The following is a 13,726-nucleotide window of genomic DNA, read 5'->3' as shown; positions in this document are numbered from 1 at the left end:
GCCACCGCACATCGAGCGCGCACGATCCCGGATCGGGACCGTGCGCGCTCGTGTCAGTCCTGGGAGCCGCTCGGGACGACGTCGATCACGCGGACGGTGATGGACGGTGCACCCTCGTCGGTGGACGAGGGGAGCCGCTCCGCGATGGCGCGATGGACCGCCTGCGCGACGGCAGGGGAGGCCGCCTCAGCTGCCACGGAGATGTTGGCGTGGACGGTCAGGACGCCTCGGACGCGCTTGACGCTCACCCGTGCCTGCTGGTCGGGCGAGCCGAGCAGTGCGCCGACACCCTCCTTCGCGGCCCGGAGCAGTGTGGGCTCGACGGCGGTCAACCCGTCGACGCCCGGTATCGCCAGGATCACGTCGTCGAGCGAACTCGCGAGCGTTCCGAGGTCGTCGTCCGTCTCCGTCAGGTCATGCATCGTCCCCCACCTCTCCGATCTCGTCGGCCTCGAAGTGCAGGTCGTCGACGACGATGTCGAGACCTGCCACGACGAGGTCCGTGTGTTGCCGGAGGCTGGCGGCGACCTCCTCGCGGAACAACGCAACCGTGTCGGCGACCGACTTCCCCCAACCGATGCTCACCGTGACGTGGAGCATGATCGGTTCACCGACCACGGTGACGTCGCCCTCGAGCACGCAGCGCCCCACGAGCACGCCCGGGGTGCGGTCGCCGGCACCGCGGACCAGCCCGCGGACCGTGCCCTCCGTGATGACGAGCGCCGCGGCGTCGTCGGACGCGGCGAACGGGATGTCGCGTCCGGCCTTCGCCTCACGGCCGATGTTCTCCATGATCCCGCGGATCCAGTCCTGGTCGAGTGCGGTGACCGCCGCCTCGTCCGCCTCCCGCAATGGCGTGGCGAGCGAGCGGACCCGTCGCAGGGACCGGAGGATCCGCTGGCATTCGGGCGAGTCGTCGATCGACGGGTCGGCCGGCAGCATGTCGCGTTCGAGGTAGTCCGTGAGGGCGTCGATGCCGTGCGCGCAACCGCCCGGCCCGCCCGGTCCGGAGCCCGGAATTTCGGTGTTCATCGCCACCCCTCCATGTCCTTGACCAGTGTCGCCCGAGCCCGTGCGAGACTCCCTCGGACGCTGGCGACGCTCTGCCCCAGCTGTTCGGCGATCTCCTCGTACGAGTATCCGCCGATCTCGCGGAGCACCCAAGCCTGGTGCTGTCCGTGCGGCAGTCTGTCGAGCGCTGCTGACAGTGCTCCCAGCTGCGACGACGCTTCGGCTCGCCGTTCGGGACCGTCGCGCTCCGGGGCCTCGATGATGGCGTCGTCGGTCGACTCGGTGTCCTTGCGCTGCCGCATGAGGTCGATCGCCCGGCGGCTGACGATGCGCATCAGCCAGCTCTTCACCATCGCGCCGTCCTCGAGCGTGTCGATCCGCTTCCAGGCCGAGATGAGCGCCTCCTGGACGACGTCGTCGCCGTCCGCCGAGGATCGCGTGAGTCGCACGGCGTACGCCTTCATCATCCTGCCGTAGCGCGTGATGAGCACCTGGAACGCGCGGGTGTCGCCGTCGACGCACCGTTCGACGAGGGTCCGGTCGGTCGCCTGCTCGAGGAGGCCGCCCGACGTGCGCACTGGATCGACACCCACCGCCTGCCGCCTCTCTGTGCCGGCCGAGACAACTTCCGGCGGTTTCGTCACACCCGACCGTGACATCTGCGAGCCGGGCTCCGTCTCACTACTGTAGGCACAGAGCGGCGATCCATGTGAACGCCCCAGCACCACGATCGCACCACGATCGCATCACCACCGAGGAGACCGCACGATGAAGACCCCCAAACTCCGGTTGCCCGGGTTCTCCTCCACCCCGGAGGAGCGCGAGGCCAGGCGCGCCAAGCACCAGGAGGCCAAGCAGGAGCGCGCGGCGAAGGCCGCAGCCTCCTCGCCACCGTCGGCCGCCGTGGTCGCGGCCCTCCAGCCCTCGGCTCCGAGCGTGCGCATCAACGCGTTCCGCATCGGCCTCGTCGGGGGTATCGGCGTGCTCGTCGCGCTCGTGATCGGCAGCATCGTCACCCAGCTCAGCACCACCCTGATCTACGTCGGCGTCGCACTGTTCATCGCGCTCGGCCTGGACCCGCTCGTCTCCTGGCTCGAGCAGAAGCTGCCGCGCGGCCTCGCCATCGCCGTCGTCTTCCTCGCCGTGATCGGCGCGTTCGTCGGCATCATCTTCGCCATCGTGCCGCTGCTCGTGACGCAGATCTCGAACTTCGTGAGCGATTACCCCCGGATCTCGCAGCAGTTCCTGAACAGCGACTTCGTCGCGTGGGTGCAGAACACGATCGGGAACACCCTCGACATCGACTCGGCGCTCAACGACGCGTTCTCCTTCCTCAAGGACCCCAACAACCTGTTGAACATCGGTGGCGGCATCGTCGCGGTCGGTGCGGGCGTCGCATCGGGCATCACCGGCTCGATCATCGTCCTCATCCTGACCCTGTACTTCCTCGCGTCGCTGCGCTCGATGAAGGCCGTCACGTACCGCTTCCTCCCCGCCTACCGCCGCGAGGGCTTCGCGCAGGTGCTCGAGGAGATCACGCAGGCCGTCGGACGCTACGTCGTCGGACAGGTCGGGCTCGCGCTGGTCAACGGTGTGCTGAGCTTCATCTTCCTCAGCATCATCGGAGCGCCCTTCCCGCCGCTGCTCGCCCTGCTGGCGTTCATCGGGTCGATGATCCCGCTCGTCGGAACGCTGAGCGCCTCGATCGTGAACAGCGCGCTCTGCCTCTTCGTCTCGCCGGTCACCGCGCTCATCGCGATCATCTACTACCTGATCTACATGCAGATCGAGGCGTACGTCCTGAGCCCGCGCATCATGAACAAGGCGGTCGCCGTCCCCGGCGCCCTCGTCGTCATCGCGGCCTTCGGTGGCGGTGCCCTCGGCGGCATCCTCGGCGCCCTCGTCGCGATCCCGGTCGCCGCATCGATCATCATCATCGTGCAGAAGGTCGTCTTCCCGAGCCAGGACTCCAAGGTGGTACCGGAGAACAAACTCGGTGACGCCGAGACGGCGGCCGTCGGCACGAGCGCGGCGGCGAAGTGATGGCGGCCACGTCGTTCCCGGTCCTCGCGGCCGGCGCCCTGCTGCTGTCGGGTACCGCGGGCGTCGTCGCGCAGTCCGCTCGGGCCGCGGTCGACCTCGACATCCCGACGATCAGCGTGACGCCGTACCAGGCGATCGGCATCCCGATCGCCCTCGTCGGCGCCTTCTTCCTGGCGGTGGGGACCCAGCTCCAGTCCCGGGGCGTCGGGAAGGTCGAGGCGGCCTCGTCGGCGTTCGGGCTGAAGCAGCTCCCGCAGCTGCTCGGTCGCCCGTCCTGGCTCATCGGCACCCTGCTGCTCGGCCTGGCCATCGTCTTCCAGCTCGTCGCGCTGGCCTTCGCACCGCTCATCGTCGTGCAGCCGCTCGGGGCGATCGCCCTCGTGATCACGGCACTGTTGAACGCCAGGGTCACCCGGGTCAAGATCACCAAGGAGCAGACCCGCGCGATGGTGCTGTGCGTCGCCGGCATCGGCCTCTTCGTGATCGTCGCCGCGCTCTACGCGGTGGAGGAGCCGATCCGTCAGCCGCAGCTCATCATCATCCTCATCATGCTCGCGGTCGTGACTCTGGCGCTCGCCGGCGCGTACGCGCTGTGGCGCCGGAAGCTGCACACGGTGTTCTACGTGGTCGCGGCAGGCGTCCTGTACGGGTTCGTCGTGACCCTCGCGAAGGTCGTCATCAACCGGGTCATCACGCAGAACTTCGAGGGTCTCACCGTCGTCGGCATCATCGCATTGCTCGTCGCCGCCGGGGTGGGTGGGTTCTTCGTCCAGAAGGCCCACCAGAGCGGACAGCCGGACCTGGTGGTCGCGGGCCTCACCGTCGTCGACCCACTCGTCGCCGTCGGCATCGGCATCGTCGTGCTCGGTGAGGCGGCCAGTGCGCCCTGGTTCGCGCTCGTGCTCTTCGTCGTCGCCGGTGCGATCGCCGTCTTCGGCGTGTGGAAGCTCGCGATGCGCCCGGTCCCGGCACCGGGCGAGAAGCCGAAGAAGCCGCGCGTCATCTGACGCAGGACGTCCGACGGGCCCGGCGAGTGGAACACCCGCTCACCGGGCCCGTCGTCTCGTCGGTGGGGCCGCCGAACCGGCTTAGAACAGGTCGGGCGACGGGGTGCTGGCGTAGCGGATGGAGACGTCCGCGTGGCGGTCGAAGCGGTAGCCGACACCGCGCACGGTGCGGACGATGTCCTCGTAGCGGCCGAGCTTGGCGCGCAGGCGACGCACGTGGACGTCGATGGTCCGCTCGTTCGGGACCTCTTCGTCGTCGCCGGCGCGCCACAGCGATGAGATGAGCTCCGCGCGCTCGATCGTGCGTCCTTCGCGGAGGACGAGGTACTGGAGGAGCTCGAACTCCTTGTACGTGAGCGGCGCAGCTTCATTGTCGAGGACGAGGCGCTTCCGGGAGATGTCGACGACGACACCGGCGTGCGCGCGGTCCTGCTCCTCCTCGTCGACCTCGTCGCGGTGGGCCGCGAGTGCCGAGGGGTCCTGGAGGGCGAGCCGGACGACGTCGAGGTCGCGTCCGCCGGCACCGCGAGGGGCAAGGGCGACGGCCGCGTGCGTCTCGGCCTCCGGAGCGAACTGGGCCGTCAGGGCCTTGATGGCCTCGACGATCTCACCGAGGCTCGTGCCGGCGGCGGCCGCCTTCGCCTCGTCGAGGCCGACGTAGAGGACGAACCCTCGGGCTTCGGGGCCGGCCGGAACGGCGCGGACGTGCGGGGTCGCGGCCCGAGGCGCATCCTCGACGGCGGTGAGCTGGCGGGTGGGGCGGGTGGTCTGAACGGCTGCAAGAGACATGAGTGCGAGGTCCTCGGGAGTGATGATGCTACGACGGATCGTGCGCGGTGCGCTCGGGGTGATCCCGCCTGCCGGTGGGCAGTTGCGGTCCCGCGATCCGGGAAGTGGCGCGTCGGCCGGGTACGGACGGGGTACGTCCGGGAGTCGGCTCACCTGGTGGGGGAGCGGCGGACTCGGAGGTGCTGGGAGCAGTGGAGCGGATCCGTGTGGATCGCTACCGGTGCTGGAGGAGTCGGATCAGCGACACATTCGACAGCACATGACAGCGCGGCCGGGCATCATCATGCCGGCGTTCCCAGGGGCCTCGAAGGAGGTCGGGGTGGGCGCGTTGGTCGTCATAGTCCGCAATACAACAGGAATCCCCCGGATCCTGTCAAGTGCGAGCGGAAGATGACGTTCTGTTACTCGGGGATTGTCAGCTGGCGGCACAACTGAGATGAGGCGGATCGTCGTCCATCGCGGGGATGGACGACGATCCGCCTCATGTCGGCGGGAGCAGGGGTCAGACGACGCCGTAGAGGCGGTCGCCGGCGTCGCCGAGCCCGGGGACGATGTACCCGTTCTCGTCGAGCTTCTCGTCGAGGGCGCCCAGGACGATGGTGACGTCCTTGCCGGCCGTCTCGGCCTCGAGGCGCTCGAGACCCTCGGGGGCGGCGAGCAGGCAGATGGCGGTGACGTGCATCGCGCCACGCTTGAAGAGGAAGTCGATGGCCGCCGCGAGCGAGCCACCGGTCGCGAGCATCGGGTCGAGCACGAAGCACTGGCGGTCGGACAGGTCGTCGGGGAGACGCTCCGCGTACGTGGTGGGTTCGAGGGTCTCCTCGTTGCGCACCATGCCGAGGAAGCCGACCTCGGCGGTGGGGAGCAGCTTCACCATGCCCTCGAGCATGCCGAGGCCGGCCCGCAGGATCGGGACCACGAGCGGACGCGGCTCGCTGATCTTGACGCCGACCGTCTCGGTGACGGGCGTCTGGATCGTGATCTCCTCGACCGTGACGCCGCGCGTCGCCTCGTAGGCGAGCAGCGTGACGAGCTCCTCGGTGAGGGCACGGAACACCGGTGACGGTGTCGTCTTGTCGCGGAGCACCGTGAGCTTGTGGGTGATGAGGGGGTGGTCGGCTACGTGCACTCGCATACGATCAATCTAGTCGCTCGCGCGGCGACCAGGATTTCGGGGAGATGACGGATGCACGCACCGGCCGAGTTCGCCGTGTGGATGGACCTCGCCATCGCCGAGGCCGAGGCGGCACTGGCCAGTGACGACGTCCCGGTGGGCGCGGTGCTCGTCGCCCCGGACGGCACGGTCGTCTCCGTCGGGCGCAACGAGCGCGAGCTGCACACCGATCCGACCGCCCACGCCGAGGTGGTCGCCATCCGCGCCGCCGCGGCCGCGCTGGCCGACTGGCACCTCACGGAGCTGACGCTCGTCGTCACGCTCGAACCCTGCGTCATGTGCGCCGGCGCGATCCTCGCCGCCCGGATCCCGCGGGTCGTCTTCGGGGCCTGGGACGAGAAGGCCGGTGCGGTCGGTTCCGTCTACGACGTCCTGCGCGACCGGCGCCTGCAGCACCGTGTCGAGGTCTACGCGGGCGTGGAGGCCGAGCGCTGCTCGACGCTCCTCACCGACTTCTTCCGGGGCGCGGGCGGCGTCGGAGCCCCCTGAGGGCGCACACGGCCCCGGAGGTCCCCGCGCCTCGACAGGATCGGTGACCGGATGCGGCTGCTCCCAGCACTTCCGGAGCCCGTTGTCGGCGGGTGATGGCAGGATCGCAGGATGCAACCCGGCGTGATCCTCGACATCATCCTCGTCGTCGTCCTGATCGGCTTCCTGATCCGCGGGTGGCGTGCGGGGCTCCTCGGGAGCCTCGGCGGGCTCGTCGGGCTGGCGGCCGGTGGGGTCGGCGCCTTCTTCGCGATCCCGCTCGTCGCCTCGTGGGTGCCGGACGCGGCCTGGCGTGGCTGGGCGGCGGTCGCGGCGGCGGTGGTCGTCCTCGCCGTCGGCTACACGATCGGTGCGTTCATCGGCGGGGCCATCGGCTCCGTCGTCCGCAAGACCCCGCTGCGCGGTCTGGAACGCCTGCTCGGTGCCGCCCTCAACCTCGTCGTCACCGCGCTCGTCCTCGTGACCGCGGCCCTCGGTGTCGGATCCCTCGGCATCCCGCTGCTCGCCCAGGCGGTCGGGTCGTCCGCGGTGATCGGCACGATCGACCGCGTCACGCCCGTGCAGGTGAAGAGCACGCTCGCGCAGCTCCGCTCCACGGTGGTCGACGGTGGGGCCCAACGCGTCATCGAGGCCTTCGGTGGAACCGCGGACGTGCCCGCCGCCCCGCAGCTCGACACCTCGACGCCGGCGCTGCAGACGGCCTCCGCGTCCGTGGTGCGCATCAGCGGCACCGCCGAGTCCTGCTCGCGGAGCCTCACCGGAAGCGGCTTCGTCTTCGCCGACGACCTGGTCATGACGAACGCGCACGTCCTCGCCGGCGTGACGAACCCGGTCGTCGAGGTCCCGGGGGCCATGCCCAGGGAAGGACGGATCGTCTACTTCGACCCGGTCGACGACCTCGCCGTCATCCGCGTCGACGACCTCGGCGCCCGATCGCTGCCGCTCGCACCGAATCCGGCGCCCGGTTCGAACGCCGTCGTCGCCGGGTATCCGTTCGGTGGCCCGTACACGGCCGGTGGCGCGCAGGTCATCGTGGTGGGGCCGAGCCTCGTCGCCGACATCAGCGGGAACAACCCGACGAGCCGTCAGGTCGTGACGCTGTCCGGGACGGTGCAGCCGGGCAACTCCGGTGGCCCGCTCCTCACCGAGTCCGGTGAGGTGGCGGGCGTGATCTTCGCCCGCGACGCGAACTCCGCGCCGGTCGGGTACGCGCTCGCGATGGACGAGGTCCTGCCCGTCGTCGCGCTCGCCGGGTCACTGCAGTCCGCGGTCCCGTCGGGCGCCTGCCTCGCCGACTGACCCGGCCGGGCACGTGCCGCCGAGCATGCAGGTGCTTAGACTCGCAGGGTGAGTGAAACGATCAGCCTGCCCAGCATCGCCATCCTCGGAGCCGGTTCGATGGGAGGGGCCGTCCTCCGCGGTCTCGTCCAGCCGGGTGTCGAGGTCGACGGTGGCATCACGGTGACGAACCGGACCATCGCCAAGGCGGAGGCTCTCGCCGAGCTGCCAGGCGTCACCTCGATCGCCCTCGAGCAGGACGCCGACGGCAACCGTCGGGCGGCAGCCGCGGCGAAGATCGTCCTGATCGGCGTGAAGCCCTACCTGGTCGCCGACCTCCTCGCCGAGATCGCCGACGCGTTGCAGCCGGGCACGATCGTCGTGAGCCTTGCGGCCGGCATCCGCGGTGCGGCGTTCGAGGCCGCCCTGCCGGAGTCGGTGTCGGTCCTCCGCTCCATGCCGAACACCCCGTCCTACGTCGGGCTCGGCGTCACCGGGCTCGCGCCGGGTACCCGGTCGAGCGAGGACGACCTCGCCGTCGTCACCGCGCTCTTCGAGACCGTCGGCCAGGTGGTCGTCATCCCCGAATCGAAGATCGACGCCCTCAGCGCCATCTCCGGTTCCGGTCCGGCGTACGTCTACTACCTCATCGAGGAACTGACCCGCACGGCGATCGGCCTCGGATTCACCCCCGAGCAGGCGTCCGTGATGGTCAACGGAACCTTCCGCGGCGCGACGGAACTCCTCGCGACGACGGGGGAGAGCGCCGAGCAGCTGCGGATCAACGTCACGAGCCCCAAGGGGACGACGGAGCAGGCGCTCGCCGTGCTCGCCGAGGCGGGCTTCAGCGAGACGTTCGACCGCGCCGCGGCAGCCGCCATCGCACGCGCCGAGGAGCTGTCGGCGTCCTGACCCGACGGCGACCCGATCAGTCGAAGGACCGCACGAAGCAGTCGAGGCCGGGTCTGTCGTCCCAGGAAGCGACCGCCACGAAGCCGGACCGCCGGTAGAGCGCGATCGCGGCGGAGCGCCAGTGCCACACGGAGAGACGCACGGCGTCGTCGCCCCGCAGTCGCGAGACGGTCGTCGCGGCCTCGAGCAGGGTTGCGGCCACGCCCCGGCGACGAGCGTCGGGGGCGACCCAGAGTCGCTTGAGCTCCGGCGACGGGCCGTCCGTCAGGACGACGCAGCCGAGCACCCGGTCGTCCTCGACGGCCAGGAGGATCTCGTCGGAGGCGAAGGCGGTGCTCGGGTCGGCGATCTCGACCCGGTAGCGGTCGGGGAGGGCGATCGTCGGAGTGGGCTCGTCCGGACGCGGCGCTCGGCCGAGGAGTTTCTCGTGCTCGGTCCGGCGGTGGTACTCCTCGAGGAGCTCGGCGAATCGCTCGCGACGATGAGCCGGAGCATCCGCCCACCGTTCCACGACGATCATGCGTGGCTCGTCTCGTCGAGCCCGAGGACGAGCAGCAGTCGGTCCAGCGCGGCGAGCTGGGCCGCGGCGTCGTAGTGGTCGTCGTCGGCCGTGCTCAGGGTGCTGACGCCCTCGATGAATCCGACGACGACGGTGGCCGTCGCGGCGACCTCGGCCTCGGTGAGCTCGGGGCGGATCTCGGCCACGAGGCGGCGGGTGCGCGCGACGAACACGCCATGACCCGCACGGTGCCGTTCGGCCAGCACCTCGTCGTCGAGCGCCGCCGCGAGGTAGCCGAGCCAGACCCGGGCCTCCTGGCGCGTCTCGTCGGTGAGGGACAGGGCCTGCCGGAGGACGGCGCGCAGAGCGTCACGCGGGGTCTCGGCTGCGGCTTCGAGCGCCTCGGTCCGCGCCGCCGTCCGCTCGTGGAGCAGGTCGCGAGCGTGCAGCAGGAGCGCGCGCTTGTCGGGGAAGCGATGCAGGACGAGGCCCGTCGTGCACCCGGCCCGCTCCGCGACCGCGCGGAGGGTCAACCCGTGCGGGCCGTGCTCGCCCAGGACCTCCCAGACCGCGTGCGAGATCCGCGCCTGGGCCGTCTGGGTCCTTGGTTCTTGCCATGTCGTGATCACCTCGGAACCGATGTTACCGTAATGCTTGTTACGGAATGACTGGAGGACACGCATGACGATCAGGATCAGCCGGGTGGCCTGGGACGACGAGGCGGGAACCGCGCTGCGGGCCGCCCAACGCCGCGAACTCGATGCGCGGTACGGAAGCGACGATCACGAACCCGGGACACCGCCGACCGCAGCCGACATCACGCTCTTCCTGCTCGCCAGCGACGTCGACGACACCCCGCTCGGCTGCGGCGGCCTGCGGATGCTCGGCGCGGACCGGGCTGAGATCAAACGCATGTTCGTCGTGCAGCAGGCCCGGGGGACCGGCGTCGCCACCGCGCTCCTGCGGGCACTGGAGGACGAAGCGCGGTCGCTCGGTCTCGCAGAGCTCCTCCTCGAGACCGGCACGGAGCAGCCGGACGCGATGCGCTTCTACGAGCGCGAGGGGTACCACCCGATCGAGGCGTTCGGGCCGTACGTCGACGAGCCGCAGTCGCGCTGCTACGCGCGTAGCCTCACCTGAGGAGGCTTCAGCCCTCGAGTGAGGCGAAGCGTTCGATGTCGGCCGACGTGCCGGAGACGATGATGAGGTCGTGGTTCGACACGACGGTGTCGGCGGTCGCGTAGGTGAAGGGCTTCCCCGGTGACTTCACCCCGACGACCGTGATCCGGTACTTCGTCCGGACGCCCGACTCCGTCAGGTTCAGCCCGCGGATGGGCTTCGGCGGGTACATCTTGACGAGCGCGAAGTCGTCGTCGAACTGGATGAAGTCGAGCATGCGGCCCGACACGAGGTGCGCGACGCGTTCGCCGGCCTCGCGCTCGGGGTAGATGACGTGGCTCGCCCCCACCCGGGCGAGGATCTTGCCGTGCGACTGCGAGACGGCCTTGGCCCAGATCTGCGGGATCTTGAGGTCGACGAGGTTGGCGGTGATGAGCACGCTCGCCTCGATGGAGGATCCGACCGCGACGACCGCGACCGAGAAGTCCTGCGCGCCGATCTGCCGGAGCGCCTCGATGTTCTTCGCGTCGGCCTGCACGGTGTGCGTGACCCGGTCGGACCACTTCTGCACGAGGTCGGAGTTGTCGTCGATCGCGAGCACCTCGCGGTCGAGTCGGTCGAGTTCGCCGGCGCAGGCCGCACCGAACCGACCGAGTCCGATGACGAGGACCGGGGCGTCGTGCTTGATGCGGTCAACCAACGATGGGCCTCTCTTCGGGTCGTTTGAACAGCTGGCCGCTCTGACTCGCGGCCACGGCTGCAGCGAGTGTCACTGTACCAACGCGGCCCAGGAACATGGTGACGGCGAGGACGTACACCCCGGCGTCGGGCAGGTCCGCGACGAGGCCGGTGCTCAGCCCGACGGTCGCGAAGGCGGAGATGACGTCGAACAGCACGTGGTCGAGCGGAGCCTTCGTCATCTGCAGGATGACGATCGTCGACAGGGCGACGATCGTCGCACCCCAGAGGACGACGCTCACCGCGACGCGGAGCACGTCCTGCGGGATCCGGCGGCGGAAGACCTCCACGCCCTCGCGTCCGCGGGCCTCGGCGAACGCCGCCAGGAACAGGACGGCGAGCGTCGTGACCTTGATCCCGCCGGCGGTCGAGGCGGAACCACCGCCGATGAACATGAGCATGTCGGCGACGAGCAGGGTCGAGCCGTTGAGGTCGCCGATGTCCACGGTGGAGAAGCCGCCCGACCGCGTCATGGCCGACAGGAAGAACCCCTGGAAGATCGTGTCCCAGAGGTTCCACTTGTTCCAGGTCTCGGGGTTGTTGAACTCGAGCAGGATGAAGGCGAGCGCCCCGGCGAAGAACAGGATGATCGTCGTGACGAGCGTGAGCTTGACGTGCAGCGACCAGCGGCTCGGCCGACGGAAGTTGCGGCTCAGTGCGTAGATGACCGGGAAGCCGATGCTGCCGAGGAAGACCCCGAGCATGAGGATGCTGAGGAACCAGTAGTCGTTCTCGAAGGCCGCGAGCCCCTCGGCGTTCGGCGTGAAGCCGGTGTTGGTGAAGGCCATGGCCGCGTAGTAGACGCTGTTCCAGGCGGCGTCCCAGGGGTTGATGCCGTCGAGCAGCATGCGCGGGAAGAGCAGGACCGCCAGGGCCGCCTCGATCACGAGGGCGCTGACGGCGACGGTGACGAGCAGGTTGCCGATCTCCCCGAGGCGGACCGCCTGACCCTCGGCGACGGGGCCGTGGTGCGACCGCAGGGGGTTCGTGTCGCTCGCCGCCATGAGCTTCTGGCGGAGCCCGAGTCGTCGGGCGATCACGAACCCGAGGATCGAGGCCAGGGTCAGGACGCCGAGCGCGCCGATCTGGACGCCGATGAACACGAGCACGTGACCGAAGAGCGACCAGTGCGTGGCCATGTCGACGGTCGAGAGCCCGGTGACGCAGATGACGGAGACGGCGGTGAAGAGGGCGTCGGCGATCGGGGTCACCTGGCGGTCGGCGCTCGCGATGGGGAGCGAGAACAGCATCGTGAAGACGAAGATCAGGAAGCTGAACACGAGGATGGCGAACCGCGAGGTCGACTTCGCGGCGAAGTCGCTGACGGCCTCCCTGACCCTCGCGAGTCCGTGACGGACGGTGATCGAGGGACGACGCCCCATGGCATTGCCGCTCATCTGACCCCTCAACACCTCAGGACTGCGCCGGAGGCAATGGTACTCCGTGCGCTCCATCACTATCGTTGGAGCATGGCCGACATTTTCGACGTGATCGCTGACACCACCAGGCGGGACATCCTCGCGCTGCTGCTCGAACGGCACGGTGGCACCGGGACGAGCGTCTCCGAGATCGTCGCGCAGCTCGGCCTCAGCCAGCCGACGGTGTCCAAGCACCTCAAGGTCCTGCGCGAAGCAGAGCTCGTGGAGGTGCGCGAGGAGGGCCAGCACCGCTACTACAGCCTGGACTCGGCGCCGCTCGAGGACGTGGAGGACTGGCTCATCCCGTTCCTCAGCGTCGACTACCAGGACGACGGTGTCGATTTCGCGGCGCTGTCACTCCCGGACCAGGCCAAGGCGGTCGCCGGATCGGTCGGCAAGGTCGCTGCGGACGTGACCCACGCGGTGCAGTCGGTCACGAAGAAGCTCCGCCCGTAGCCCGGCCCCCATACCGTTCACACAGGGGATGTACAGGGCGGGCGTCGGCCCTCTAGAGTTGCCATGCGGCGTTCCGGTCCTCGGGGCGCCGTTCAAGCGGGTTTCCAGAGGCGCAGGAGGGGTTCGATGACGCAGGACACTGCCGACGTCCGCTTCCTCACCGTGGCCGAAGTCGCCGAGATGATGCGGGTGTCCAAGATGACCGTGTATCGCCTGGTGCATTCGGGGGAGCTCCCGGCCATCCGGTTCGGGAAGTCGTTCCGAGTGCCGGAGACCGCCGTCGACGCCGTCCGGCAGCGCCCGGTCGCCGACGTCGGCTGAGGCGTTTCCCGCTCCTAGCAGCCTGCAGGCGTACGGCGTGTGAACGACGCGCGCTGCAATCGGCTAGACTGGCAACAAGACTTGTTCTCTTCGGTCGCGATCCCTGCGGCCAAGCCCCCCAATTCTGTGAGGTAAATCCGTGGGTTCTGTTATCAAGAAGCGCCGCAAGCGTATGGCGAAGAAGAAGCACCGCAAGCTGCTTCGCAAGACCCGTCACCAGCGCCGCAACAAGAAGTAGCCGGCTGCTCCGTTCGGAGCGCCTGACGACTCTTCGTCCACCGGAAGCGCCTGCCCATTGGGGTACGGCGCTTTCTGGCGTTGTCGAGGTGATCGTCTCGTTGGTCGGTCAGAGCGTGTGGTCTCCGCGGGTCGAGCGGCGTCGAGGTTCCTCCACAGGCGAGGCCGGACGGGACTGATCCACAGCGCGTCGCGGCACGCGGTCCGTCGCCCCGAGATCGTCGGCGGTCCTTCG

18 protein-coding genes are annotated in these 13,726 nt (G+C 69.5%); 9 read left to right on the top strand and 9 right to left on the bottom strand.

The genetic code is table 11. The annotated features are described in order from the left end of the window. Window positions 1–53: 53 nt before the first annotated feature. Genes AC5JOC_RS16870 through AC5JOC_RS16860 form a run of 3 tightly spaced genes read right to left on the bottom strand, consistent with a single transcriptional unit; the run spans window position 54 to window position 1,604 of the window. Window positions 54–422, bottom strand: a complete 369-nt coding sequence (locus tag AC5JOC_RS16870; RefSeq protein WP_191941825.1) for a hypothetical protein — start codon at window positions 420–422, stop codon at window positions 54–56. Further along, the gene (locus tag AC5JOC_RS16865) at window positions 415–1,032 is read right to left on the bottom strand and encodes an Asp23/Gls24 family envelope stress response protein (protein WP_192005966.1); all 618 of its coding nucleotides are present in this window, start codon (window positions 1,030–1,032) and stop codon (window positions 415–417) included. The genes AC5JOC_RS16870 and AC5JOC_RS16865 overlap by 8 nt, the downstream gene beginning before the upstream one ends. Further along, window positions 1,029–1,604, bottom strand: a complete 576-nt coding sequence (locus tag AC5JOC_RS16860; protein WP_236555260.1) for an RNA polymerase sigma factor — start codon at window positions 1,602–1,604, stop codon at window positions 1,029–1,031. The genes AC5JOC_RS16865 and AC5JOC_RS16860 overlap by 4 nt, the downstream gene beginning before the upstream one ends. 175 nt (window positions 1,605–1,779) lie before the next feature. Between AC5JOC_RS16860 and AC5JOC_RS16855 the strand changes: the two genes are divergently transcribed. Continuing rightward, on the top strand, window positions 1,780–3,054 hold the full coding sequence (locus AC5JOC_RS16855; RefSeq protein ID WP_079706627.1) for an AI-2E family transporter: 1,275 nt from the start codon (window positions 1,780–1,782) through the stop codon (window positions 3,052–3,054). Further along, window positions 3,054–4,061: a DMT family transporter gene (locus tag AC5JOC_RS16850; RefSeq protein ID WP_137243979.1), complete on the top strand. Its 1,008-nt coding sequence runs from the start codon at window positions 3,054–3,056 to the stop codon at window positions 4,059–4,061. Before AC5JOC_RS16855 ends, AC5JOC_RS16850 begins: the two co-directional genes overlap by 1 nt. Before the next feature lie 81 nt (window positions 4,062–4,142). Here the strand turns inward: AC5JOC_RS16850 and AC5JOC_RS16845 are convergent, their stop codons facing one another. Both AC5JOC_RS16845 and upp read right to left on the bottom strand, forming a co-directional pair. After that, a complete protein-coding gene (locus tag AC5JOC_RS16845) occupies window positions 4,143–4,850 on the bottom strand; it encodes a winged helix-turn-helix domain-containing protein (RefSeq protein WP_079706629.1) in 708 nt (235 codons plus the stop codon). A 502-nt stretch (window positions 4,851–5,352) separates the two neighbouring features. After that, window positions 5,353–5,985, bottom strand: coding sequence for a uracil phosphoribosyltransferase (upp, locus tag AC5JOC_RS16840; protein ID WP_079706630.1), 633 nt, complete (start codon window positions 5,983–5,985; stop codon window positions 5,353–5,355). A gap of 51 nt (window positions 5,986–6,036) precedes the next feature. Between upp and tadA the strand changes: the two genes are divergently transcribed. The 3 genes from tadA (at window position 6,037) to proC (ending at window position 8,703) form a co-directional block, all read left to right on the top strand. Next, window positions 6,037–6,513, top strand: a complete 477-nt coding sequence (gene tadA, locus AC5JOC_RS16835; RefSeq protein ID WP_494246852.1) for a tRNA adenosine(34) deaminase TadA — start codon at window positions 6,037–6,039, stop codon at window positions 6,511–6,513. A gap of 111 nt (window positions 6,514–6,624) precedes the next feature. After that, window positions 6,625–7,812: a MarP family serine protease gene (locus tag AC5JOC_RS16830; RefSeq protein ID WP_085513994.1), complete on the top strand. Its 1,188-nt coding sequence runs from the start codon at window positions 6,625–6,627 to the stop codon at window positions 7,810–7,812. Window positions 7,813–7,860: 48 nt separating this feature from the next. Next, window positions 7,861–8,703, top strand: coding sequence for a pyrroline-5-carboxylate reductase (proC, locus tag AC5JOC_RS16825; RefSeq protein ID WP_137243977.1), 843 nt, complete (start codon window positions 7,861–7,863; stop codon window positions 8,701–8,703). A gap of 16 nt (window positions 8,704–8,719) precedes the next feature. On the opposite strand, the gene AC5JOC_RS16820 is transcribed toward proC, so the two are convergent. Both AC5JOC_RS16820 and AC5JOC_RS16815 read right to left on the bottom strand, forming a co-directional pair. Next, window positions 8,720–9,223: a GNAT family N-acetyltransferase gene (locus tag AC5JOC_RS16820; protein WP_494246851.1), complete on the bottom strand. Its 504-nt coding sequence runs from the start codon at window positions 9,221–9,223 to the stop codon at window positions 8,720–8,722. Next, window positions 9,220–9,831: a TetR/AcrR family transcriptional regulator gene (locus AC5JOC_RS16815; RefSeq protein ID WP_494246850.1), complete on the bottom strand. Its 612-nt coding sequence runs from the start codon at window positions 9,829–9,831 to the stop codon at window positions 9,220–9,222. The genes AC5JOC_RS16820 and AC5JOC_RS16815 overlap by 4 nt, the downstream gene beginning before the upstream one ends. 52 nt (window positions 9,832–9,883) lie before the next feature. On the opposite strand from AC5JOC_RS16815, the gene AC5JOC_RS16810 reads away from it, so the two are divergent. Next, window positions 9,884–10,342 (top strand): GNAT family N-acetyltransferase, encoded by a 459-nt coding sequence (locus AC5JOC_RS16810; protein ID WP_430893788.1) that lies wholly within the window; start codon window positions 9,884–9,886, stop codon window positions 10,340–10,342. 7 nt (window positions 10,343–10,349) lie between these two features. Here AC5JOC_RS16810 and AC5JOC_RS16805 read toward each other — a convergent pair whose 3' ends face one another. Further along, complete coding sequence (locus AC5JOC_RS16805) at window positions 10,350–11,021, bottom strand: potassium channel family protein (protein WP_056013885.1); 672 nt, start codon at window positions 11,019–11,021, stop codon at window positions 10,350–10,352. Beyond that, window positions 11,014–12,456 (bottom strand): TrkH family potassium uptake protein, encoded by a 1,443-nt coding sequence (locus AC5JOC_RS16800; protein ID WP_079706637.1) that lies wholly within the window; start codon window positions 12,454–12,456, stop codon window positions 11,014–11,016. The genes AC5JOC_RS16805 and AC5JOC_RS16800 overlap by 8 nt, the downstream gene beginning before the upstream one ends. Window positions 12,457–12,528: 72 nt before the next feature. Between AC5JOC_RS16800 and AC5JOC_RS16795 the strand changes: the two genes are divergently transcribed. The 3 genes from AC5JOC_RS16795 (at window position 12,529) to AC5JOC_RS16785 (ending at window position 13,492) form a co-directional block, all read left to right on the top strand. Beyond that, entirely contained in the window at window positions 12,529–12,933 is a 405-nt protein-coding gene (locus AC5JOC_RS16795) for an ArsR/SmtB family transcription factor (protein ID WP_064294613.1), read from the top strand. 126 nt (window positions 12,934–13,059) lie between these two features. Beyond that, entirely contained in the window at window positions 13,060–13,254 is a 195-nt protein-coding gene (locus tag AC5JOC_RS16790; protein ID WP_079706638.1) for a helix-turn-helix domain-containing protein, read from the top strand. A 139-nt stretch (window positions 13,255–13,393) separates the two neighbouring features. Next, on the top strand, window positions 13,394–13,492 hold the full coding sequence (locus AC5JOC_RS16785) for a 30S ribosomal protein bS22 (RefSeq protein WP_003792170.1): 99 nt from the start codon (window positions 13,394–13,396) through the stop codon (window positions 13,490–13,492). The last annotated feature ends 234 nt before the right edge of the window (window positions 13,493–13,726 follow it).

The sequence above is a fragment of the Plantibacter sp. genome, assembly GCF_059073635.1.
Note: the sequence above shows the minus strand (reverse complement) of the source record. Positions and strands in the feature narration are given on the sequence as shown.